Genomic DNA, 22216 nt, shown 5'->3' on the forward strand with positions numbered 1-22216 from the left:
AAATGATGTGAACCCCTAAATCCTAACAAAGGATTTAGGGGTTTTTATACATCTGTATCATAACAATTTAAAATTTATTTAAAATATATATGTTATTATTTTGGTAATTCTTCCAATATCCAAGGTAAATAAATATAAAATCGCAGGTCAAAATGTGGAGTTGGAAAATCTGAGGCTGCATAAGGGTATCTTTCATGATAACAACTTACGTCTTCAAAATCTTCATTAGAACTTTCTTTACTGATAATGTTTCCGGCAACACGATAACTAAGTTCATAATAGTGTTGATTGTTATCTCCAAACAATTTACATACATAAGTTGCTTTTTCAAGTGGAATATTTAACATATCCAATAAATCTCTATAAAAATCCGGAAATTCTCTTTTTCTTGCAACCTCTGAATAATTTTGACAATCTCCACACTCACAGTTCCATCCATCATAAGTTTCATACCAACTTTTAGTTTTTTCTTCATCAATTTCTACTTCATACAAACCTATTTTATATTTTTTCATAATTTATCACCTTTTTCATATTTAACTATAAAAGTATAATAGAATCTATTATCCTAATAATATATATACAACAAAAATATATTTTTAAAATTTTTCAATGTCTATAATTTAATCATTTAAGAATATAAATTCCATTTTTTGTTTATAGTAGCAAATTAACACAGTACATTATACATATATACTAACATATATTATACTAATTTTCAATAGTTTATAGAAATATTCTTACTTTAAGTTAAAATATAAAATGTAATATCATCCGTTTATATAAAAAACAAAAAAATTTAGAAAGTAATTATTCCCTTATAGTTTTTTATGCATATTAATATCGAAATAACTTTAAATCTAGTGCATTTATATATCTAGTATTCACCAGAAAATTGTGATATAATATTTATGGATAAATTTTAGGAGGAACAATGAAAAAAGTAGTCGGGATAAGATTCAAAGAAGCCGGAAAAATTTATTACTTTGATCCCTGTAACTTTAGTATAAATAAAAATGACAATGTAATCGTTGAAACTTCTCGTGGTATAGAATATGGAAATGTAGCCATTGAACCAAGAGAAGTTGAAGAATCAAAACTCGTCTCTTCATTAAAACCTGTTTTGAGAATTGCCGACAATATGGATGATTATATACATGAAGAAAATAAGAAAAAAGCTAAAGATGCTATCGAAATTTGCAAAGTAAAAGCAAATGAACACGGCTTAGATATGAAATTAGTTGATTGTGAATATACTTTTGACAATCAAAAAGTAATTTTTTATTTTGTTTCTGATAATAGAATTGATTTTAGAGAATTGGTTAAAGACCTTGCATATATATTTAAAAACAGAATTGAACTTAGACAAATTGGAGTGAGAGATCACGCAAAAATAGTTGGTGCTATCGGTTCTTGTGGACAAGTTTGTTGTTGTAAGAGATTTTTAGGAGAATTTGCTCCTGTAACTATAAAAATGGCAAGAGATCAATCTTTATCTTTAAATCAAAACAAAATATCTGGAACATGTGGTAGACTTATGTGTTGTTTGAAATATGAACAAAATGTCTATGAAGAAAAATTAAAAAAAATACCACCTTGTGGAACATATGTCATAACAAATGAAGGTAAAGGCATTATAGTTGACAGTTATACTCTATCAGAAATTGTAAAAGTAAAAATAGTTAATGAAGATAATAATACAGAAACTATTAGGCCGTTTTTTGTAGATGATATTGCAGTTACAAAAGAAAGAGATATGGCTTACGCTAAAAAAGATGAAGATATTCAATTTGAATATATTGAAGAATTATTACAAGGATAAAAACTACACCCTTCCTCGATGCTTCGCATCGGGTGGGTATCCGTGAACCTTCTTATTTCATAATTAAAAAATAGAGTTGAAACCAACTCTATTTTTTTGTTCAATCAATTAGTTTTTTATAATCTAATCTCCAATTTTAATATATTCTATCTTGTTTTTTTCCAATAATTCTATTGCGTATTCATCCATTCTATAACTATTTTCATAGTAAATTTTTGAAATTCCCGCTTGAATTAATGCCTTAGTACAATTTAAGCAAGGAAAATGAGTTACATAACAAGTACAACCCTTTACTTTTATTCCTTCTCTTGCACAATATAAAAGTGCATTTTGTTCTGCATGGATTGTAGCAATACAATGTCCATCTCTCATTGTATGACCTATTTCATCACATTGAGGATTCCCTGAAATTGAACCATTATATCCAGTTGAAACAATTCTATTGTCCTTATTAACTAAAACACAACCAACATAAGCCCTATCACAAGTTCCTCTTGTTGCGACCATCTTCGCCAAATCCATAAAATATTCTTCCCAAGGTTTTCTCATATTCCCTCCTATTTTTAAAATAATTTTCTATATTTCCCTCTTCCGATAAATTCTATAACTTTTCTATCCCTTAAAATTTGTAATTGTTGTCTAATTTTAGCTCTTACATTATTATTGTTTAAAAATTTTTTGTGAAAATAATCTTCAAAATTATACATATCAGCCAAACTAAACTCAACTGTTGGAATAAGATTTATACAATTTAATATTTCCATTAACCAACCTCTACTTTTTATATCTTTAGTTATAAGTCGATTACTAATATTTACATAATTAATAATATCAGTCTTATTACAGATTTCTCCATTCGAAATAATAAATATTTTTCCTTGAATAGGAATTTTATTAACTAAAATATTACAACCTATCCACCCTGCTCTTTTTGCACTTTGAGATAAGGGATTTCTCTTTTCTATTATTTCAGGTACAAAAAAATGCTTTGGAACAAATATTAAATCATTAACTTTCCATTCTACATTAGAATACCTCATAAACAAAAAATCAGGATTTTTATTACTTATTATTCTCCTTATCATAGTTTCATAAAAACCATCATTAATTTTTAAACTTACATTTTTAGTATTACTTTTTAATTCATATTCGTTTTTACAAGAAGGGCAAAAGAAGTCCGCCACCGGTCTATTATTTTCAAAATGATTTAAATTAAAATTCCCACATCTAGGACAATACATATTTTCATTAACCCAATTTTCGGTTAACACTCTAGCTTTTTGAGAATTTGATTTGTAATTTTTAATTTTTTCAATATCAAATTTTAAATTCATAACCCTTCTACTTTCCAAATAATTTTTTCTCTATTTCATCCAATTGATTTAAAGCTTTTTCGTCTAAGGAATTGAAATAGCTTTTGTTTGTAATTCTGTTTTTAGTTTCATAACGGTTACTTTTGTTTTTTAAATTTTCGTAACGATACAATAATTCTTTGGAAGTTAATACAATCCCACCTCTTTGTGTTACGAGTTTTTGAATAAGAGTGTCATCCGTTCCGACCGAAACTGAAATTTTTCTTCCTATTTCATCCAATTTTTTTTCAATAAATTGGTCTGCAGTTTCATTCTGTTTCGTGTAGATAACTTCAATTCCTTTTATAACTTCCGAACTTCCTTTAAAATTAATTTTATATGCGTCAAAGACAAGTAGCAAATCTATTCCAATTAATTTTGAAAATTCACCCATATCATTAATTAACTCCTGTCTTGCATTTTCAAAACTCAAATTTAAAAATGGTTTGTATTTTTCCCAAGCATTTAGAATATTGTAACCATCGATTATTATTAATTTTTTAGTTTTCATCTCTCTGTCTTAATGCCTCATAAACTAGAATTGCACAGGCATTTGATGCGTTAAGGCTTGAAACTTTACCCTTCATTGGAAGTTTAGTTAAGAAATCACATCTCTTTCTTATGAGCTGTCCTATTCCCTTACCTTCATTTCCAATTACTATTGCAACATTTCCTTTAAAATCCATGTCTGTGTAAATTTTTTCGGCCTCTCCACAAGCACCATAAACCCATACATTTTCTTTTTGTAATTTTAAAATTGTATCTGCAATATTAGCAACTTTTGCTATTTTTATGTGATTTACTGCTCCGGCAGATGATTTTTGAACAATTGAAGTAACCGGTGCTTGATTTCTTTTTGAAACTATAATTCCATGAACACCAACCGCTTCACAAGTACGAATAATCGCCCCAAAATTATGTGGATCTTCAATTTCATCAAGAATTACCAAAAATAAATCTTCATTTTTATTTTTTGCGATTTGTAATATTTCTTCAATAGTTGAATATTCAAAACTTGAAATCAATGCACAAACTCCTTGATGAACAACTCCATCTGCCATATTTTCTAATTTATGCTTATCAATTTCTGAAATTAATATACCATTTGCCTTTGCTTTCCCAATTATTTTATTTATTGAACCTTTTAAATCGCCTTTTAAAATATATATTTTCTCTACTTTTTTATCACTTTCTAATGCCTCTAAAACAGCATTTCTACCAAATATATAGTCACTCATATTACACCCTTTTCCAAATAACACCATTTCTAGTATCTTTCAATTCTATATTCATTTCTTTTAAAGTATCACGAATTTCATCCGCCCTTTTAAAGTCTTTATTCTTTCTAGCTTCTTCTCTTTCTTCAATAAGTTTTTCAACTTTTTCATCTAAATCATCATCTTCTTCCTTATAGAGAAGGCCTAAAACAGAAGTTAAGTCGGAAAGCAACTTAACAGCTCCTTTTACTAATTTTAAATCAGTATTTTCATCAAATGTATTTGTATAACGAATAAGTTCATAAACTTTAGAAATAGCGTCAGCAGTATTTAAATCGTCATCCATAGAGTCTAAAAATTCTTTTTTAAACTCAAGTAATTTAGAAACATCTGCATTTTCTCTTTCCTCACAAATTTCCAAAAGTCTTTCTAAATGTTCTTTACCATTATACATTCTTTCAAGTCCGTTTTTAGTTTGTTCCATAACTTCTCTACTGAAATTTAGAGGATTTCTATAATGAGTTGATAAAATCCAAAGCCTAATTACTTCCAAATCATATTCTTTTTGAATATCCTTTATTGTAAAGAAATTTCCTTTTGACTTACTCATCTTTACATTATCTATATTAATCATTCCATTATGCATCCAATAATTAGCAAAAACTTTTCCATTACAACATTCTGACTGAGCAATTTCATTTTCATGATGTGGAAATTGTAAATCTTCTCCCCCTGCATGAATATCTATTGTATCACCCAAGAATTTTTTTGCCATAACGGAACATTCAAGATGCCAACCAGGTCTTCCCATTCCCCAAGGACTTTCCCAAGCAGGTTCTGTTTCATCTTTTCTTTTTTTCCAAAGTGCAAAATCAAGAGGATTTTTCTTTTCATCAGAAATATCAATTCTTGCCCCAGCTCTTAAATCATCAATATTTTTTTTAGATAGTTTTCCATAATCTTTAGCCTTTGTAATATCAAAATAAACATTACCATCTACATTATAAGCAATTCCTTTTTCTTCTAGGACTTTTACAAATTCAATCATTTCGTCAATACATTCTGTAGCTTTTGGATGAATTGTATGACTTTCAAAAAGATTTAATCCATAACTATCTTCAAGATATGCATCAATGTATTTTTTTGTAATATCTGTAAAAGGTACATTTTCATCTTTTGCTCTATTTATAATCTTATCATCAATATCCGTAAAATTACTAACAAATTTAACATCATAACCAATATATAAAAGATATCTTCTCAAAGTATCATAAACAATCATAGGTCTTGAATTTCCAATATGAATATAATTATAAACAGTTGGTCCACAAACATAAATCAGTACCTTTCCTGCTTGTATAGGTTTAAAATCTTCTTTTTTTCTTGTTAATGTGTTGTAAATCTTCATGTTACACCTCTCTATTTTTATTCATTGTATTCGCCACTTAAAAAATTTTTATATAAAACAAAACGTCCCTTGAAAAAACAAGAGACGAAAAAATTCCGCGGTTCCACTCTAATTGAAAAATCTACTTAAATTGCTATAAAGTAGCAAACAATACTCCAAGGATGCACCTTCAACTTGATGTTTCTCACCACACAACATCTCTCTTAAAATCGTTGTTTCTTTTCCTTTTCAACATATATATTCATTTATAATAGAATACTAAATTATTAAGAAAAAGTCAATATTTTAATTAGACTTTTCTTCTTTTATTTTTAAAAGCAAATCAACTCTATCAGTAATAATTCCATCAACTTTTTTATTTATAAGCTTTCTCATATCTTTTTCTGTATTAATTGTCCAATAACATACAGAGATATTATGTTTATGGAATTTATAAATTAAATATTTTGTATCTAAAGGCAATTTTTCAAATTTCGGAATCATCATTGCATGAGTATTAAATTTTTTAAAACTATCATATCCAAAATATGAAGCCAAAACGACTTCAGTAGTCTTTTTCATAGATCCAGAAATAATTATTTCTCCATGACTTATTTTTCTTAAATGTTTAAGATTATCTTCGCTGAAACTTGAAAAAATTACATTTTTTTCTAAATTGTACTCTTTTACGAATTTGTATAAAAGTTCTGCAGACTTTAAACCAATTTCGCCCTCATCCTTAACATCAATACTATACACAACCTTATCTCCAAATTTTTCAAAAAGTGCTGAGACTTCCATTGGAAATAACCCATATTCTCTATTATCTACATAAGGAGAATCTCCATTGATATCTTTAAACTTATAACCAAAATTAAATTCCTTTAATTCATCATATGTATAATCAATAACATTCCCTGTTCCATTTGTTGTTTCATCAATATCTTCATTATGCTGAGTTACTATTTTGCCATCTTTTGTAAGTCTAATATCAGTTTCAAAAGCATCAACTCCCATTTCAAAAGATTTTGTAAAAGCTAATTCAGTATTTTCTGGAAATAAATGACTTGATCCTCTATGAGCAAAGACAAGCGGAAAATCTCCATTTCTAAAAACTTTTCTAGCCTTTCTTTCCTTTTTAAAACACGAAAATTGTAATAAAATATAAATTGTCAATATTAAAATTAATAAAAATAAACTCATAAACTCATCTCCTAAAATTTTAATTACATTAATTTAAATATTTGTAAGAAAAATATGATATAATTAGTATAATTATATCATATAAATAAAAATTATGATATAATTATGTTGTTATATTTTATTAGAGAAATTAGCAGAGGTGTGTTATGTTAGAAGAATTCTTTGGAGATAAAAAATATTTTTTAAGAACTATTTTTTATATCCTATTAGGTGATTTAGTTTGCTCATTTGCAGTTGTCAAATTTTTAGTACCTGCTGGACTTCTTTCAGGTGGACTAGGTGGTATTGGACTTATGATTGAGTACTTAACAGGTCTTCCTACGGGAGTATCGGTTTTTGTATTGAATTTGCCAATGATGATTGTCGGTGCATTTTTTTTGAATAAAAAGTTTATGACTTACGCATTTTTATCCACATTCATCTATTCATTTATATTAATTGCTATGCGTCATATTCCGATCGACTTAAAACTTGATAACAATATGTTATATGCAATTTTTGGTGGTTTCATAAATGGTCTTGGAATGGGAATTTTATTCAAAAATGGCGCTTGTCAAGGTGGACTTGATATTTTAGCAACTATTTTTAAAACAAAACTTAATGTAAACATCGGCTCATCTCTCCTGGCTATAAATGCAATCATAATAGGAGTTGCCTCTTACATATTTAGTCTTGAAAGAGGACTTCTAACTATTGTTGCAATGTATGTAGCTTACAAAATGCTTGATAAAATCCAAATGGGTTTTGGAGATACAAAACAAATTATGATTATAACATCTAGACAAAGAGAAGTTACAGACAGAATTTTATCAGATTTGCATAGAGGTGTTACTCTTCTTCATGGAGAGGGTGCATTCACTCATAAACAACAAAATGTCGTATATTGTATTGTAAGTACAAGACAAGTAGTGACTATAAAAAGAATATTAAGCGAAGTTGATCCGGCTTCATTTTTAATAATATCTGAAGCGTATGAAGTTAAAGGTAGAGGATTTAGAGTACAAGAAATTTAGGAGGAATTTGTTTTGAATAATATTTTAACATATAATGAACTTAAAGAGATAGCAAAAAAAATAGCAATGAAAGATAGCAGAGTTGAAAAGCTCTTTATTGAACAACTTGAATCACAAAGTATGTCCAGTAATGTAGGATTTTTTAATGTTCTATTTTTAGTAAAAGATTTATCATTTGATGATGACTCCTTTGAATATATTGGCGATTTTGGCGATATATTAACAATGTTTGAAAATACTGAAAATGAAAATGTAATTGAATATAAAATAATTTATGAAAATTTCACTCAAGGACTTTTTAGAATAGTTTCAAAAGATTCAATGGACTCTTTAGGAGAATTAGAAGAAAAATATATTTGTGTACTTAATAAAGATGAGACCAAAAAAGCCAGTGTATATATTGAAAGAAAAACACATAAACTAACAGAAGAAGCATTTTTGGAAAATACTTGTGAATTTTTCTGGAATATCTTAAAATTTGGAAATAAATTATATACAAAAGAATTTTTAAATGTATCAGAAGAATATAGAAAAGTTTTATCTTTACTAGATGAACATTTAAAACACTATGTTTTATCAGAAAACAAATATGTTATAGATCTTGGAAAAGATAATAAATTAGTTTTTAACTATGTTGATACGGAAATTTTCGAAAAATATCTACACTGTTACTCAGAATTAGAACTAGAATCTCTTTGGTCTGCACTATTTAACATCTGTGGACTTTTCAGAAGACTTTCTCTTCAAATATCTCTTAACTTAAGATTTGACTACGCAAAAGAATTAGATAGAAACACAGTAACATTTTTAAGAGAATTAAAACAAAAAGCAATTAATAGATAAATCGGATAATTATTTTTTCAGGAAAATAAAGTATGGATAATATGAAATTTATAAAAATAACAAATGATAAGTTTGACGAATTAAAAATTTTACAAACAAAATATAAATCTGAAATAGGTGAAGAAGAACCTACTTATGAAAATTTTCTAAATTTAAAAAGAGCAATATCAGACGAAAATATTTACTTTTTTGGTTGTATCTGTAATGGTAATTTAGTTGCTTGTTGCTCAATAAGTATGATATTTTCTACTTTTAACTACGAAAAAGGAGGAATCCTTGAAGATTTTTTCATTATCAAAGAATATAGGCACAAAGGAATAGCTAAACAATTAATAAAATTTGCATACAAAGAAAGTAAAATAAGTTCTTTGATAGTTGGTTCTGCAGATTGTGATGTTGATATGTACAAATCATTAGGATTTAAAATTTTAATTGGAAATATGTTAGCATTTGAAAATTAATTTTAACTTTTATAATTCCATACTTGTCTATAAATTTTTTACAAAGGAGAAAATATGATTGATTGGAAACAGCTTCCCAAAATTGATGCTCATATTCATCTAACTCCACAAGATGTAATAGATGCAAATATCGAATATGACGGTGTATTTATTACAAATGGTTCTATTGATGATTATATTGAAATAATGAAAAAATACAATATAGAATGTGCTTTTATTATGCCATTCAATGACCCATATATGTTATCTATGGATTTCACAGTAGAAACGTCTCATAAAAATCTTTCAAAAATGATAAAAGATAAGCACTCAAAATTTTATTGTTTTGCCGATATTGACATTAGGAAAAATATAAAGGACACAATTAAAGAAATAGAAAAAATCTTAAAACTTGAAGAATTTATAGGAATAAAAATTCACTCAACGAATACTTATTACCCTATTGATGGTTTTTATTATGAAAAAATATTTGAATATGCGAGTAAAAATAATATTTTAATAGAAATTCATTCTTATCCCAGAAATCATTTGTCAGATGATGTATGTTCTCCAAGCAGAATAAAAAATATTCTTAGTAAATATCCGAATTTAAGACTATCAATAGCACATTTAGGCGGTTTTCAATATGAAGAATTAATTGGACTAAGTACGTATTTTAATATGTCAGCAATTTTGCCTGATATGGTTAATAAGTTAGGAATAGAAAAAACAAATAGAATATTACGTTCATTAGGTGTGGATAAATTAATTTTTGCTTCAGATTATCCTGACAGCAGATGCTTAAAACCAAACGAAATTTATGATAAATATTTTGAAATATTGGAACAAATGGATTTTTCACAAGAAGAAGCCGAAAAAATTTGTAAATATAATGCTTTAAAGATGATAGGTAAAATATAAAAGCAATAAGAACTTCACCCTTCCACGATGCTTCGCATCAGGTGGATTTCCAGGAACCTTGTTGTTTTACAATAAAAGTGCATCAAATTATAAAATGATGCACTTTTTATATCTAAATATTTAATTTTAGTTTTAACGAAATCCAAATTTCTTTACACTTGAACTTCAATTTTAGTTTTTGTAAATCTATCAAAAATAATACTTTAGCATAATCTAGCTAATCACCGATATATCTATTCTATCAACAACCCTCTTTTCTTATTCTACACATACAACCTTATGATAAATCTACAACCACATTGCTTGTAATATCTTTTGTGTCTATATATTACTTCACATTGCATCTTTAGTATAATTTAGTTTTACTATTCTTTAATCACCGTATTAGTATATACAACACCAAACTGATATAATTTTTAAATACTCAAACATCTTAACATCCTCATATCTCTTCTATAAAATACTAGAATCTTTTGCTTCCTTTATATTTAATATTAACACTCAAATATCTTAATATTCTCATATTTAACTTTAATACCAAAATTTTTATCATACAACTTAACACTTCGATTTTGTTAAAAATTTAGATTAGTTTTTTGAGTTAATTATACTATTTTCCAACCTTCTAATTCACAAAATATATTATCTGCTGCTCAAGTTGCTGGCATCGTAAGTTTTTACTAAAAACCAATGATTCAGCAACTCTGATGAAATTGTTTTTAAAATTTTCATTGGTCTTACCTCCAGTCTTCAAACTATTTAACGCGTTATCTTGTTTGTTATCTATATTATACCCCATTAAATTTAATTTGTCAACACTTTATTGTAATTTTTTTAAATTTTTTTCACTTTTTTTGCTATTTTTTAAAATATTTTCGTTTTTTATGTTTTCTTCTTATTTTTTAATTAATTTTTTACACTAAAAAAGCAGTTTAAAAGTTTTAGACTAACTCCAATACTGCTTTGTTTTTTTATTTATTAGTAAATAATACCACAATTGCTAAAATGGATAATATTATTGTTACTAATAGAAGTAATAATATTTTTTTGTTAGAAATTTTATTATTATCGTCTTTATTTAGAAAAATATTAAGTCCAAATGTAAAAATATTTAATAATAACAATGCATACAATAAGCTTCTTCCTTCATCATAACCAATTTTCCCAGAAATACTTAATATAAAGAAAACGGCTAATAAAATATTAATTACGATACCAGCAATAATATTCAATTTTTTAAAATTCATAATTCGCTCCTTTCAGTTTTGAAGAAATTTAGATTATTTGTATTATTCATCATTTATATTTTTTTACTTTATCTTTTTTACTAAATTCATTATACAATATAAAAAAATATTTGTAACTTTTTGTAAACTCTTTATTTTCCTTATTATCTTAAATTTTTTCTTTCCAACTCCAAAAGTTTTTGTTTTATTTCAATTCCATCTGCATATCCAACAAGTTTTCCATCGCTTCCTATAACTCTATGGCATGGAATCAAAATTGGTAATTTATTTCTATTATTCGCCCCACCGACTGCTCTTTGTGAATTTTCATTTCCGATTTTTCTTGCAATGTCTTTATAACTACAAGTTTCTCCATAAGGAATTTCCATTAAAGTCTTATAAACCTTTAATGCAAACTCACTACCATTTACTTTAAACGGGAATGTAAATTTTTTTCTTTTTCCACAAAAATATTCTACTAATTCTTTTTTTGCCAATCTTAAAATTTCTGTTTTAGGATTAACATTTTTCTCATCTTTTACAAATTTAATCTCAATTACTTTATTATCTTCTTCTATTACTTTAATCTTTCCAACTAAAGACTCAAAAACTATATAATTCATAAATTCTCCTATTTATTCAAGTTCAAAACTATATATAATTTTTTAAAAAATAAGTTCAAAAAATACGAACTTATTATAGTTAATCCAAATAGAGTTAAAAGATATAATATATCTACTTTCAAATATACAGCTAATATTCTCATAATAAGTCCATGAATCATATACATTTCAAAAGAAATTTTTCCTAAAAAAGATAGTATTCTATTTCTTATCAAAACAAATTTAGAATAAAACTTGTTGCTTTCTGCAATGAAATTCACATTATATTTTCCAATAGACTTTGTTCTTTTACTTTTATGAATTACAAGTTCTCTAAAATTGATCTTCTTTGAAATTAATAATATCATGATTATAAAATTCAAACAAAGCATATTTTGAACAATTGTACAATTAGAGTATATTCCTACTTTTGAAAGATTTTTTATAATATTATACTCTCTATTGTTAGCAAAATAGAATGACCAGATGGACAAAATCAACAGTATTTTATAAAAATGAGTACTTAACACTCTTTTAATTTTTTCTTCAAAAATTTCAAAACACATTCCAAAGATTATTCCAATCATACTGTTATACCACCACATTCCAAAGCCAATTCTTTTTAAAACAAAGATATAAGCCAATATCAAAAATGAAAAACTTAAATATGATATTTTTATATTTTTGAAAAATTTAAAACTAAAGTAAAATATTAGATATATAACTAAGATGGAATTTAGATACCAACCATTATTTATTATAGATGAGCCACTTTTATATACATTAATTATTGAATTTATTGTATATGATTTATGGAAAACTAAAATATTTAAAACTATATAAATAATAGTTACTATAGATATTGGTAATAACAATTTAAAAATTCTCTTTTTTAAAAATCCACTTAAATATTTTTCTCTGTTAAGTTTTAGCTGTTTCGTAATTCCATAAGCAGAAATGAAGAAAAAAACACCAACTGCATACATTCCAAAATTTGCAAAGTAATGTATTATTGGTAAATTATTTTCCACTTGAGAAATATGATGCAAAATTACTATAGTAGATAAAATCCCTTTAAATGCTAAAGTATCTTCCTTAGACATCAAATCATAATTTCGATTTGGTATAAACATAATTATAAAAGGTAAAATTAAAAAAAATATTTTAATCATAAATCCTCCATTTTTATAAAAAAAGAGATGAAATTCATCTCTTAAAATTAATCAACTACAAAAATTCCCCCATTTAGTTCTTTTATAAATCCCTTAAGTTCCAATGCAGTTAAAATTGTATTTGTTTCTATAATTGAAAAACCTGTTATTGTTGAAATTTTATTTTGAGACTTTGGTTCTTCATTTATTAAATTATAAATCAAAAGTTCTTTTGCATCTAAAATATCCAAATCTTTTTCTTCTTTATTTTTATTTAAAATAAATTCTGAAAAATCAATAACACCATCTATAATATCCTGATAATCCGTAGCAATCAATGCTCCATCTTTTATCAATTTATTCGTTCCTTTGCTGTATAGACTGTTTATATTTCCTGGAAGTGCAAAAATTTCTTTTGACTGTTCATTTGCAAATCTTGAAGTTATAAGTGTACCTGAACGATCTTGTGCCTCGATAACCAATAAAGCTTTTGAAAGTCCTGAAATAATTCTGTTTCTAACAGGAAAATTATGAGCTAAAGGTGGCATTCCTATAGGAAATTCACTCATAACTGCACCATTTTCTATAATTACATCATACAATCTGTAATTAGTTTTAGGATATGCTATATCAACTCCACAACCTAAAACAGCTATTGTTCTTCCACCTGACTTTAAAGCAGATCTATGTGAAATGGAATCAATACCCAAAGCCATTCCTGAAACAATTCTTATTCCAAGTTCTGAAATTGACCTTGCAAAATGTTCCGTTGCCCAAGCCCCATAATTAGTACATTTTCTGGATCCCACAATTGAAAGTGCAAATTCGTCTTCAGGTAAAATATCTCCCTTATAGTAAATAACTTGAGGAATATACTCAATATCCCTTAAATTAATTGGATAATTTTCACTCAAAATACTTACATATTTAACTTTCTTTTTCTCTAAAAAATCTCTATAAGCATCTGAATTAAATTTTTCTCTCTCTTCAACTAATTTTTCAATATTATTTTTAGTTAAAAGCTTATTTTCTTTAAAATATTCTCCGGATAAATCAAAAATCTCCTCGATATGTTCCAAAGTAAAATGATTTAACAATTCATCTTTAATTTTATAATCAAAATTCAAATAACTCAAAAACAGTAAAGCATCTTCATTTTTCATAACTAACTCCAATATTTATTACTCAAACTTCTATATCTGATAGCTTCTAACAGATGTTCTTCCTTGATTTCTTCACTTCCGTCCAAGTCTGCAATTGTTCTTGTTAACTTCAAAATTTTATTAAAAGATCTCGCTGAAAACTTAAACTTTTTAAATGCAAACTCTATAATTTTTTCAAGTTTTTCATCTAAAATAATATATTTCTTAATCTGTCTTGCAGAAAGATTCGCATTATTATATATTTTTTCATTTTTATATCTTTCAAGTTGAATTTTTCTAGCTTTTTCAACTCTTTTTCTAATATCAGCAGAAGTTTCTAAAACTTCCTTTGAGGATAAATCGTCATATTTTACAGGCTCAACTTCAACTTGAATATCAATTCTATCAAGTATCGGTCCTGAAATTTTACTTAGATATCTTTGAATTTGTAACTGTGAACAAGTGCATTTTTCAGTTTGTGATCCATAATTCCCACAAGGGCAAGGATTTAATGCACAAACAGTTACAAAGTTTGAATAATAAGTAATTGATGAATTAGCTCTTGAAATAGTAACTTTTCCATCTTCCATAGGCTGTCTTAAAACTTCAATAGCCTGTTTTGAAAACTCAGGAAATTCATCCAAAAACAAAACTCCATTATGAGCAAGAGAAACCTCTCCAGGTTTTGGAATTTTACCTCCACCTACAAGAGAAATAGGACTGCTTGTATGATGTGGAGATCTGAAAGGTCTTTGAGTAACCAATTTATTATTTTTAAGTTTTCCTGCTATTGAATAAATTTTTGTACATTCAATACATTCATCAAAAGTTAATTTAGGTAAAATTGTCGGTAATCTTTTAGCAATCATAGTTTTTCCACTCCCCGGAGGGCCAACCATCAGCAAATTATGTCCTCCTGCAGCAGAAATTTCCATTGCTCTTTTTAAATTTTCCTGACCTTTTATATCTGAAAAATCTATATCATATTTTATTTCCTCATCTAAATTTACTTTTACAATATCTTCTTTCTTTATTTCGATAACTCCATTTAAACAATCAACTAATTCTTTTAAATGTGAAATTGGATAAATCTCTATTCCTTGAACTACATTAACTTCATTTTTAATAGCATTAGGAATAAAGAATTTTTTAAAACCAAGTTCTTTTAAAGAGATAATCATAGGTAAAGCTCCGTCAAAAGTTATAACTCTTCCATCAAGAGAAAGCTCACCTAAAAAAACAGTTTTATCATCAGGCAAATACTCGATAACTCCAATAGCAAGTAACATACTCACAGCTATTGCTAAATCAATTTGAGAGCCATCTTTTTTTAAATTTGCAGGAGCTAAATTTATCGTAACTCTCCCTGGTGGAATTGAAAATCCACTATTTGAAATCGCTGATTTAACCCTTTCCTTAGATTCTTTTATAGATAAATCAGGAAGCCCTACAATATTAAAAGCCTGAAGTCCACTTGATAAATCTGCTTCAACATCAATATCATAACCATTTAATCCATTTAACACACAAGTCTTAGTCTTTGAATACATATCTTACCTACTTTCTAGCACATTCGGATGCCGTTCCCAAAAGTATTTGAAGTCCATGCTCTACAGAATCTATAATATACTCTAAAGATTCCCTAACAGCTTTCGGACTACCGGGTAAATTTATAATTAAGCTGTCGTTTCTAATAACTGAAACAGCTCTTGAAAGCATTGCTCTCTTTGTAATTGTCAAACTGTATTGTCTGATAGAATCACAAATTCCAAATGCATTTTTAGTCGCAACATTCAAAGTTGCTTCAGGCGTAACATCTCTCTTACTAAAGCCTGTTCCACCTGTTGTTAAAATTAAATTAGCCCCTAAAACATCACTAGCATATTTTAATTTTTCTTCTATTATTGCTTGATCATCCGGAATAATAATCTTATCAAGAACTTCATAATTATTTTCTTTTAGTATCTCAACAATTACTTCGCCTGAAGTATCAACTCTCTCCCCAATTGAACCCTTATCAGAAACGGTAATTACATAAGCAGTAAACATAAATCCTCCTAAAAAGCATTTTCTATATGTGTAATTTTATGATTGTCAAAAATTATTTCTATAACATCAAAACGAATTTTTGCTCCAAACAATTTTTTCTCCATCATATAAATCTGTGCAACATCTTGTATCTTTTTTATCTTACTTCCATTTACAAACTCTCTGGGAAAACCGAAATTTATATTTTTTCTAGCCTTAACCTCAATAAAAACTAAAAAATCTTTATCCTTTGCTATTATATCAATCTCTCCAAAAGGTTTTAAAAAGTTTCTCTCAACAATTTCATAACCCTTTTCTAAAAGAAATTTAACAGCCCTTTCTTCCCCTAAATTTCCAATATCTTTAGCTTTCATAATCTTTTTTCTTTTCAAAATATTTTTTCAAAAAAGTTACTCTATGAATAGGAGTAACCCCATTTTCATCAATTCCCTTATAATGAGCCTTTGTTCCGTATCCTACATTTTTTATAAAATTATAGTTCGGATACTTTTTCTCATACTCAACAAACATACTATCTCTGTATTCCTTTGCAATTATTGAAGCACAAGAAACTACATAAGAAAGCTCATCTCCATGAATTAAATTAACCTGTGGAATATCAACATCAACTTTTTCTGCATCGGTTATCAAAAAATCACCTGAAACTTTATTTCCTTCTAAATCCTTTATATTTGAAATTGCAATCTTCATAGCAAGTCTACTCGCCTGCTTAATATTAATTTCATCAATTTTTACATTATCTACAATTCCAATTCCATATCCTACACATTCTTCTAAAATCTTATCATAAAGTGCAAGTCTTTTCTTTTTAGAAAGTTTCTTACTGTCCGTTACTCCCTCAATCTTACTATCTTTTTTCATAATAATTGCACAAGAAACCACAGGGCCGGCAAGACAACCCCTTCCAACTTCGTCAACACCGATAATTAAATTATATTTTTTGTAGATATTATCCAGTTCTTCTCTAATTTCCATTATCTTCCTCAAATTTTTCAATATCTTCTACAGTCTCTAAAGTTATTCTTCCAAGTTTTACTTTTCTAAAATCATCAAAAACTAAATTTGCAACCTTAAAATAATCAATTTCATTTTTCTTTAAAATTGCTCCTCGATTTCTTCCAATTTCATCCATTAAATACAAAATGTCCTCATAAGAATCTTCAGATAGATTATATCTATTTTTCAAAATATTTACATCTCTTTTATTTAACTCATCAATAAAACGAAAAGCTAAATTTTCAATATCCATAATCTCATCCTTAATTGCACCGGTAAAAGCTAAGTGCAAACCAATTCTTTCATCTTCAAACTTAGGCCAAAGAACTCCAGGAGTATCTAAAAGCTCTAAATCATTCTTTGTCTTTATCCATTGAACCTGTTTTGTAACACCAGGTCTATCTCCTATTTTTGCACTCTTTCTCTTTGAAATGGAATTAATAAAAGTAGATTTCCCAACATTCGGAATTCCTACAATCATCATTCTGATTGTCTTTGAAGAAAGATTTTTTTCTTCAAGCTTTTTAAACTTATCAGCCAACATCTCTTTAGCAACTGAATAAATCTTATCTAAACCCTTTGAATGAAGTGCATCTACGACAACAGCTCCATAACCTTTTTTTCTATAATAACTAAGCCACTTCTTAGTCTCATTTTCATCAGCCATATCCGATTTATTTAAAATCATAATTCTTGGCTTATCCTTTAAAACATCATCAATAACAGGGTTTTTACTGCTTATTGGAATTCTTGAATCAATAATCTCTCCAACAATATCAACCAACTTTAATGACGCTCTTATATTATCCATAGTCTTTTTCATATGACCTGGATACCAATTTATATTCATTATTTCCTCCAAATTTATAAATCAAAATCTATTATAATTAAAATGAATTTTTATTTGTTTGTATACAAGTAAGGAGGTAGAACATATCTCCCTCCTTATATAATTTTACGAATCTCAAAAATGATTATAAAAAACTATTTTTCTTTTTCAAACATTTTTATAAAATAAACTATAGCTGATATTACAGATAACACTAGTAAAATACCACAAAGTACAACACCTATAATTTTAGTAGTATCTAAATTTCCAGCTTTAAGAGTACAATATAAAGTATATATAATCACCAACGATAACATTAACATCAATGAAAAATAAATATGATTTTTATAACGGGTACTGTCAATCTTTTTTATAACTGCGTTTGCTAAATATCTACTAATTAATCTCATAAAATATACCTCCTATTATCATACTTTTATCGTATAAAATAAATTCTTTTTAATAATATAACACAATTAAATTATAAATCTATAAAAGTATTTTGTCAATGTTTAAGAATTTAGTACTTTATTTTAATTACAAAAAAAGAGTTAAATATTATAACTCTTTCATAAAATATTTACAAAGGCTATTTTATCTAATCATTATCGTGTTAATATATATATTATAGATGGACAATAGAATAAATATGGTGCTGTAAAAACAGCCAAACTCAATGCTAATTTTTTCTTATCTTTTATGTCTAAATCTAAATTTTTAAAACTATAGTTTAGGTTTAATTTATAGATACAAAATCCTGAAATTACAACTGGAATAGTTATTACTATAAATGCATAAATACTATAAAAAGCAGTAGTCATCAAACCCTCAACCACATTATTACTAATCCATCCAACAATTCCGGACATATCAGCTCCTATTCCAACCATAATTGTTATAAAAAATAGACAAATTATCCCTACAATGTTTGCTAAAATTCCATACAGAAATACTTTCCTGATGACTTTACCGGCCTTTTCAATAATATCATATGTATTTAAAAATTTTAAAGTGATACAAAGTACAAAACTTTGTCTGAGAAGATCTAAAGGCAAAGCTATAATCCAAGTTAAAGGAAACAGGAGTACTATCCATGCTGGAAAAAAAATACTATAAAGTTTATTATTTTTCATAATTACCTCCTTTTAGTTGCTATTATCAACTTATAAAATAATTGTCAAAAATAAAAGCTATAAAATACTTATTTATTCCACTATAATATACCTATTTTTTTACTTTTTGTCAATTATTTAAAATCTAGAAATTATATTTTAACTATACAAAAACAGAGTCAGATTGACCAACTCTGTTCTTTAACTGTTTACTAAAACTTTATATTAATTATATAATTACTTTGCATTCTATATAAGGAGGTGAAACTATTGACCTCTATTGATGCTATAATTTTATTAACGTTATTGATTCTGTTATTAAAATTGCTAAAGAATTTTAAACAATCAACATAAAAAGTCAACTCTTTTAGAAAAATATATTGTAATTTAATAATTTTTCTATATATTAGTACCTATGTAGATTACATTACTCTCAAACTTTACACTTTAAATGTTGAAATATCAACAAGTCTTAGTACCTATGTAGATTACATTACTCTCAAACAATCAAAATTATTATTAAACATTTTTTTCTGTCTTAGTACCTATGTAGATTACATTACTCTCAAACGTGTGTATTTTAGTTCTAAATCTTTTGCTAGTCTTAGTACCTATGTAGATTACATTACTCTCAAACCAGATGTTGGTAATCCTGAATTTGAAACAGGTCTTAGTACCTATGTAGATTACATTACTCTCAAACCTTCTTGTTTTTCTCTTTCTTCTTCTTTTGTCTTAGTACCTATGTAGATTACATTACTCTCAAACGTTATTCTCTTTTTGTTTTATAAAAGTCAAGTCTTAGTACCTATGTAGATTACATTACTCTCAAACGCAAGTCGATTAAGATTATATGGAATACTTGTCTTAGTACCTATGTAGATTACATTACTCTCAAACTATAGGATATAGGATGATTTTACAAAAGAAGTCTTAGTACCTATGTAGATTACATTACTCTCAAACGTATATCTTGTATGCCATTATAAAAATCAGTCTTAGTACCTATGTAGATTACATTACTCTCAAACTGTAAATTCATCTGCTTGTTTATTTGTATGTCTTAGTACCTATGTAGATTACATTACTCTCAAACATATTTTTTAGTATACAATATTGAAAACTTGTCTTAGTACCTATGTAGATTACATTACTCTCAAACTACCCTTTATTTTTTCTTTATATAGGAGAAGTCTTAGTACCTATGTAGATTACATTACTCTCAAACATAAGCAATCCCAATATGCTCTAAATCCGGGTCTTAGTACCTATGTAGATTACATTACTCTCAAACGAATATAATAATTTAGAAGATTTTAATGAAGTCTTAGTACCTATGTAGATTACATTACTCTCAAACCATCTTTTCTTATTCTTAAAGTTGCACTTGTCTTAGTACCTATGTAGATTACATTACTCTCAAACCATAATGATTGCAAATATTCAACCTCTTTTGTCTTAGTACCTATGTAGATTACATTACTCTCAAACCTAAGTAGAGATGAAGAAGAGTCAAGAAAGGTCTTAGTACCTATGTAGATTACATTACTCTCAAACTTTTGCTATGTTTAAAACTGTTTCTCCGTTGTCTTAGTACCTATGTAGATTACATTACTCTCAAACCAATTTCATATCATTTAATATAAAGTTTTTTGTCTTAGTACCTATGTAGATTACATTACTCTCAAACTATATACTCAACATCTTCAATAAATTTATTGTCTTAGTACCTATGTAGATTACATTACTCTCAAACTTCGTTTGTTAGAAATTGCAATTTTTCAAAGTCTTAGTACCTATGTAGATTACATTACTCTCAAACCCAATACTTTCAGAAGTTTTTATTTTGCCAGTCTTAGTACCTATGTAGATTACATTACTCTCAAACCTCAAATGTAAGATTTGAGGTGAAAATTTTTACGGTTACGAGCCGATATGTAATCAATATATTTCACATAGGTCTTCGTCAATAACATAAATTTTTTCTTTAGTTTGAACAGTTTTTAGATTATTAGGTTCAACTAAGACTATACTAAAATCATTATAGATTATATATTCAAAAAAGTCAAGAATTTCATCTTCTGTAAAATACTCTTTAAAACCAATAAATACAAAATATTTAATTCCAAATATTTCATTTATTACATTGATATAATTTATAATTTTATCAAGTAGTAATTCACTATATTGTTTTATTTTTACATTCAAAGATTTCAATATTTCTGTAACATCCAAATCGCAAGATATATCCAAATACATATCATATTGCTTAGTAAGATTATACACATATTCTTCAATTTTACTTTTTAAATTCGCAGTTTCAATTGAATATTCCAATATGGATATTTCTTTTAATTTTTTATAAAACTTAGTAAGTGCATATTTATTGATATCAAAAGTAAAATAATCATAGAAAGTGAATAAATATTTATCTGGTACTAAAAGCTCAATATCCTTTGATAGTAAAATATTTCCATCTCGGATATTTAATTCATTAACAAACGAATTTACAATCTTTCTATATTCAATTTTATTTTCAACAATAATTGTATTAATTTTTTCATCCAAATCAATACTAAAATTAAAATTTTTTAATTGTAGTTTCAAAACACTTCTATCCTTTCATCACTATCTAAAATAGCAGTTTCATATTCACCAACTAAAGTTTCCATTTTTTGAAATTGCTTCTCTGTTATTGTAATTACTTGAACTAACCCTTTTGGAGGCAAGTTTTTCTTTAATTTAGATAAAAAATTGTCTGCAGAGGTTGAGTTCAAAAGCATTTTTACATAGCAAGATTCTTGTAACATCATAAATCCGTTACTTATTAAAAACTTTCTAAAATGTCTATACTCTTTTAAATCCTCATTTTCTAAAGTTGGTAAATCAAAAAATAATAATATTCTCATAA

Annotated in this window: 25 protein-coding genes and 1 CRISPR repeat array; of the genes, 5 read left to right on the forward strand and 20 right to left on the reverse strand. The window is 26.7% G+C overall.

Translation table 11 applies throughout. From position 1 onward, the window contains the following. Positions 1–95: 95 nt before the first annotated feature. Entirely contained in the window at positions 96–515 is a 420-nt protein-coding gene (locus VJI95_RS02115) for a hypothetical protein (protein WP_324010062.1), read from the reverse strand. 419 nt (positions 516–934) lie between these two features. Here VJI95_RS02115 and VJI95_RS02120 point away from each other — a divergent pair, with 419 nt between their 5' ends. After that, on the forward strand, positions 935–1822 hold the full coding sequence (locus tag VJI95_RS02120; protein WP_323998785.1) for a PSP1 domain-containing protein: 888 nt from the start codon (positions 935–937) through the stop codon (positions 1820–1822). A 123-nt stretch (positions 1823–1945) separates the two neighbouring features. Here the strand turns inward: VJI95_RS02120 and VJI95_RS02125 are convergent, their stop codons facing one another. From VJI95_RS02125 to VJI95_RS02150, 6 genes are all read right to left on the reverse strand, one after another. Then, entirely contained in the window at positions 1946–2371 is a 426-nt protein-coding gene (locus tag VJI95_RS02125) for a deoxycytidylate deaminase (RefSeq protein WP_324010063.1), read from the reverse strand. Between the two features lie 14 nt (positions 2372–2385). Then, entirely contained in the window at positions 2386–3156 is a 771-nt protein-coding gene (locus VJI95_RS02130; RefSeq protein WP_324010064.1) for a DpnI domain-containing protein, read from the reverse strand. A gap of 7 nt (positions 3157–3163) precedes the next feature. Continuing rightward, entirely contained in the window at positions 3164–3685 is a 522-nt protein-coding gene (locus VJI95_RS02135) for an NYN domain-containing protein (protein WP_323998789.1), read from the reverse strand. Then, entirely contained in the window at positions 3675–4412 is a 738-nt protein-coding gene (rlmB, locus tag VJI95_RS02140; RefSeq protein WP_324010065.1) for a 23S rRNA (guanosine(2251)-2'-O)-methyltransferase RlmB, read from the reverse strand. The genes VJI95_RS02135 and rlmB overlap by 11 nt, the downstream gene beginning before the upstream one ends. A 1-nt stretch (position 4413) precedes the next feature. After that, on the reverse strand, positions 4414–5799 hold the full coding sequence (cysS, locus tag VJI95_RS02145) for a cysteine--tRNA ligase (RefSeq protein WP_323998791.1): 1386 nt from the start codon (positions 5797–5799) through the stop codon (positions 4414–4416). A gap of 285 nt (positions 5800–6084) precedes the next feature. Beyond that, entirely contained in the window at positions 6085–6981 is an 897-nt protein-coding gene (locus tag VJI95_RS02150) for a glycerophosphodiester phosphodiesterase (protein WP_324010066.1), read from the reverse strand. 146 nt (positions 6982–7127) lie between these two features. Here VJI95_RS02150 and VJI95_RS02155 point away from each other — a divergent pair, with 146 nt between their 5' ends. Genes VJI95_RS02155 through VJI95_RS02170 form a run of 4 tightly spaced genes read left to right on the forward strand, consistent with a single transcriptional unit; the run spans position 7128 to position 10198 of the window. Further along, positions 7128–7994 carry a YitT family protein gene (locus VJI95_RS02155; RefSeq protein WP_324010067.1) on the forward strand — a complete coding sequence of 289 codons (867 nt, stop codon included), beginning with the start codon at positions 7128–7130 and terminating at the stop codon, positions 7992–7994. A 12-nt stretch (positions 7995–8006) separates the two neighbouring features. Next, positions 8007–8837 (forward strand): aminoglycoside 6-adenylyltransferase, encoded by an 831-nt coding sequence (locus VJI95_RS02160; RefSeq protein ID WP_324010068.1) that lies wholly within the window; start codon positions 8007–8009, stop codon positions 8835–8837. A 32-nt stretch (positions 8838–8869) separates the two neighbouring features. After that, entirely contained in the window at positions 8870–9298 is a 429-nt protein-coding gene (locus VJI95_RS02165) for a GNAT family N-acetyltransferase (protein WP_324010069.1), read from the forward strand. Positions 9299–9352: 54 nt separating this feature from the next. Further along, positions 9353–10198, forward strand: a complete 846-nt coding sequence (locus VJI95_RS02170) for an amidohydrolase family protein (RefSeq protein ID WP_324010070.1) — start codon at positions 9353–9355, stop codon at positions 10196–10198. A gap of 971 nt (positions 10199–11169) precedes the next feature. Here VJI95_RS02170 and VJI95_RS02175 read toward each other — a convergent pair. The 13 genes from VJI95_RS02175 to cas2 all read right to left on the reverse strand — a co-directional run bounded on the left by VJI95_RS02175 (position 11170) and on the right by cas2 (position 22214). Continuing rightward, entirely contained in the window at positions 11170–11445 is a 276-nt protein-coding gene (locus VJI95_RS02175) for a hypothetical protein (RefSeq protein ID WP_323998795.1), read from the reverse strand. Between the two features lie 143 nt (positions 11446–11588). Next, entirely contained in the window at positions 11589–12047 is a 459-nt protein-coding gene (locus VJI95_RS02180) for a methylated-DNA--[protein]-cysteine S-methyltransferase (RefSeq protein ID WP_324010071.1), read from the reverse strand. An 8-nt stretch (positions 12048–12055) separates the two neighbouring features. Next, a complete protein-coding gene (locus VJI95_RS02185; protein ID WP_324010072.1) occupies positions 12056–13198 on the reverse strand; it encodes an acyltransferase family protein in 1143 nt (380 codons plus the stop codon). 47 nt (positions 13199–13245) lie between these two features. After that, a complete protein-coding gene (gene dprA, locus VJI95_RS02190; protein ID WP_324010073.1) occupies positions 13246–14340 on the reverse strand; it encodes a DNA-processing protein DprA in 1095 nt (364 codons plus the stop codon). Positions 14341–14342: 2 nt separating this feature from the next. Next, a complete protein-coding gene (locus VJI95_RS02195) occupies positions 14343–15869 on the reverse strand; it encodes a YifB family Mg chelatase-like AAA ATPase (RefSeq protein WP_324010074.1) in 1527 nt (508 codons plus the stop codon). A 7-nt stretch (positions 15870–15876) separates the two neighbouring features. After that, positions 15877–16368 (reverse strand): MogA/MoaB family molybdenum cofactor biosynthesis protein, encoded by a 492-nt coding sequence (locus VJI95_RS02200; RefSeq protein WP_004833040.1) that lies wholly within the window; start codon positions 16366–16368, stop codon positions 15877–15879. A gap of 8 nt (positions 16369–16376) precedes the next feature. Then, a complete protein-coding gene (locus VJI95_RS02205; protein WP_324010075.1) occupies positions 16377–16721 on the reverse strand; it encodes a YraN family protein in 345 nt (114 codons plus the stop codon). Beyond that, a complete protein-coding gene (locus tag VJI95_RS02210; RefSeq protein ID WP_324010076.1) occupies positions 16711–17343 on the reverse strand; it encodes a ribonuclease HII in 633 nt (210 codons plus the stop codon). The genes VJI95_RS02205 and VJI95_RS02210 overlap by 11 nt, the downstream gene beginning before the upstream one ends. Then, on the reverse strand, positions 17333–18214 hold the full coding sequence (ylqF, locus tag VJI95_RS02215) for a ribosome biogenesis GTPase YlqF (RefSeq protein ID WP_324010077.1): 882 nt from the start codon (positions 18212–18214) through the stop codon (positions 17333–17335). The genes VJI95_RS02210 and ylqF overlap by 11 nt, the downstream gene beginning before the upstream one ends. Positions 18215–18348: 134 nt before the next feature. After that, positions 18349–18603: a hypothetical protein gene (locus tag VJI95_RS02220; RefSeq protein ID WP_324010078.1), complete on the reverse strand. Its 255-nt coding sequence runs from the start codon at positions 18601–18603 to the stop codon at positions 18349–18351. 195 nt (positions 18604–18798) lie between these two features. Then, positions 18799–19326, reverse strand: coding sequence for a hypothetical protein (locus VJI95_RS02225; RefSeq protein WP_324010079.1), 528 nt, complete (start codon positions 19324–19326; stop codon positions 18799–18801). 382 nt (positions 19327–19708) lie between these two features. Beyond that, positions 19709–21193: a CRISPR direct-repeat array (repeat unit 36 nt; unit sequence GTCTTAGTACCTATGTAGATTACATTACTCTCAAAC). A 53-nt stretch (positions 21194–21246) separates the two neighbouring features. Beyond that, complete coding sequence (csn2, locus tag VJI95_RS02230) at positions 21247–21912, reverse strand: type II-A CRISPR-associated protein Csn2 (protein WP_324010080.1); 666 nt, start codon at positions 21910–21912, stop codon at positions 21247–21249. Further along, positions 21909–22214: a CRISPR-associated endonuclease Cas2 gene (gene cas2, locus VJI95_RS02235; RefSeq protein WP_248166768.1), complete on the reverse strand. Its 306-nt coding sequence runs from the start codon at positions 22212–22214 to the stop codon at positions 21909–21911. The genes csn2 and cas2 overlap by 4 nt, the downstream gene beginning before the upstream one ends. Positions 22215–22216: the final 2 nt, after the last annotated feature.

The sequence above is a fragment of the Parvimonas sp. C2 genome (assembly GCF_035282405.1).
Classification (GTDB): Bacteria; Bacillota; Clostridia; order Tissierellales; family Peptoniphilaceae; genus Parvimonas.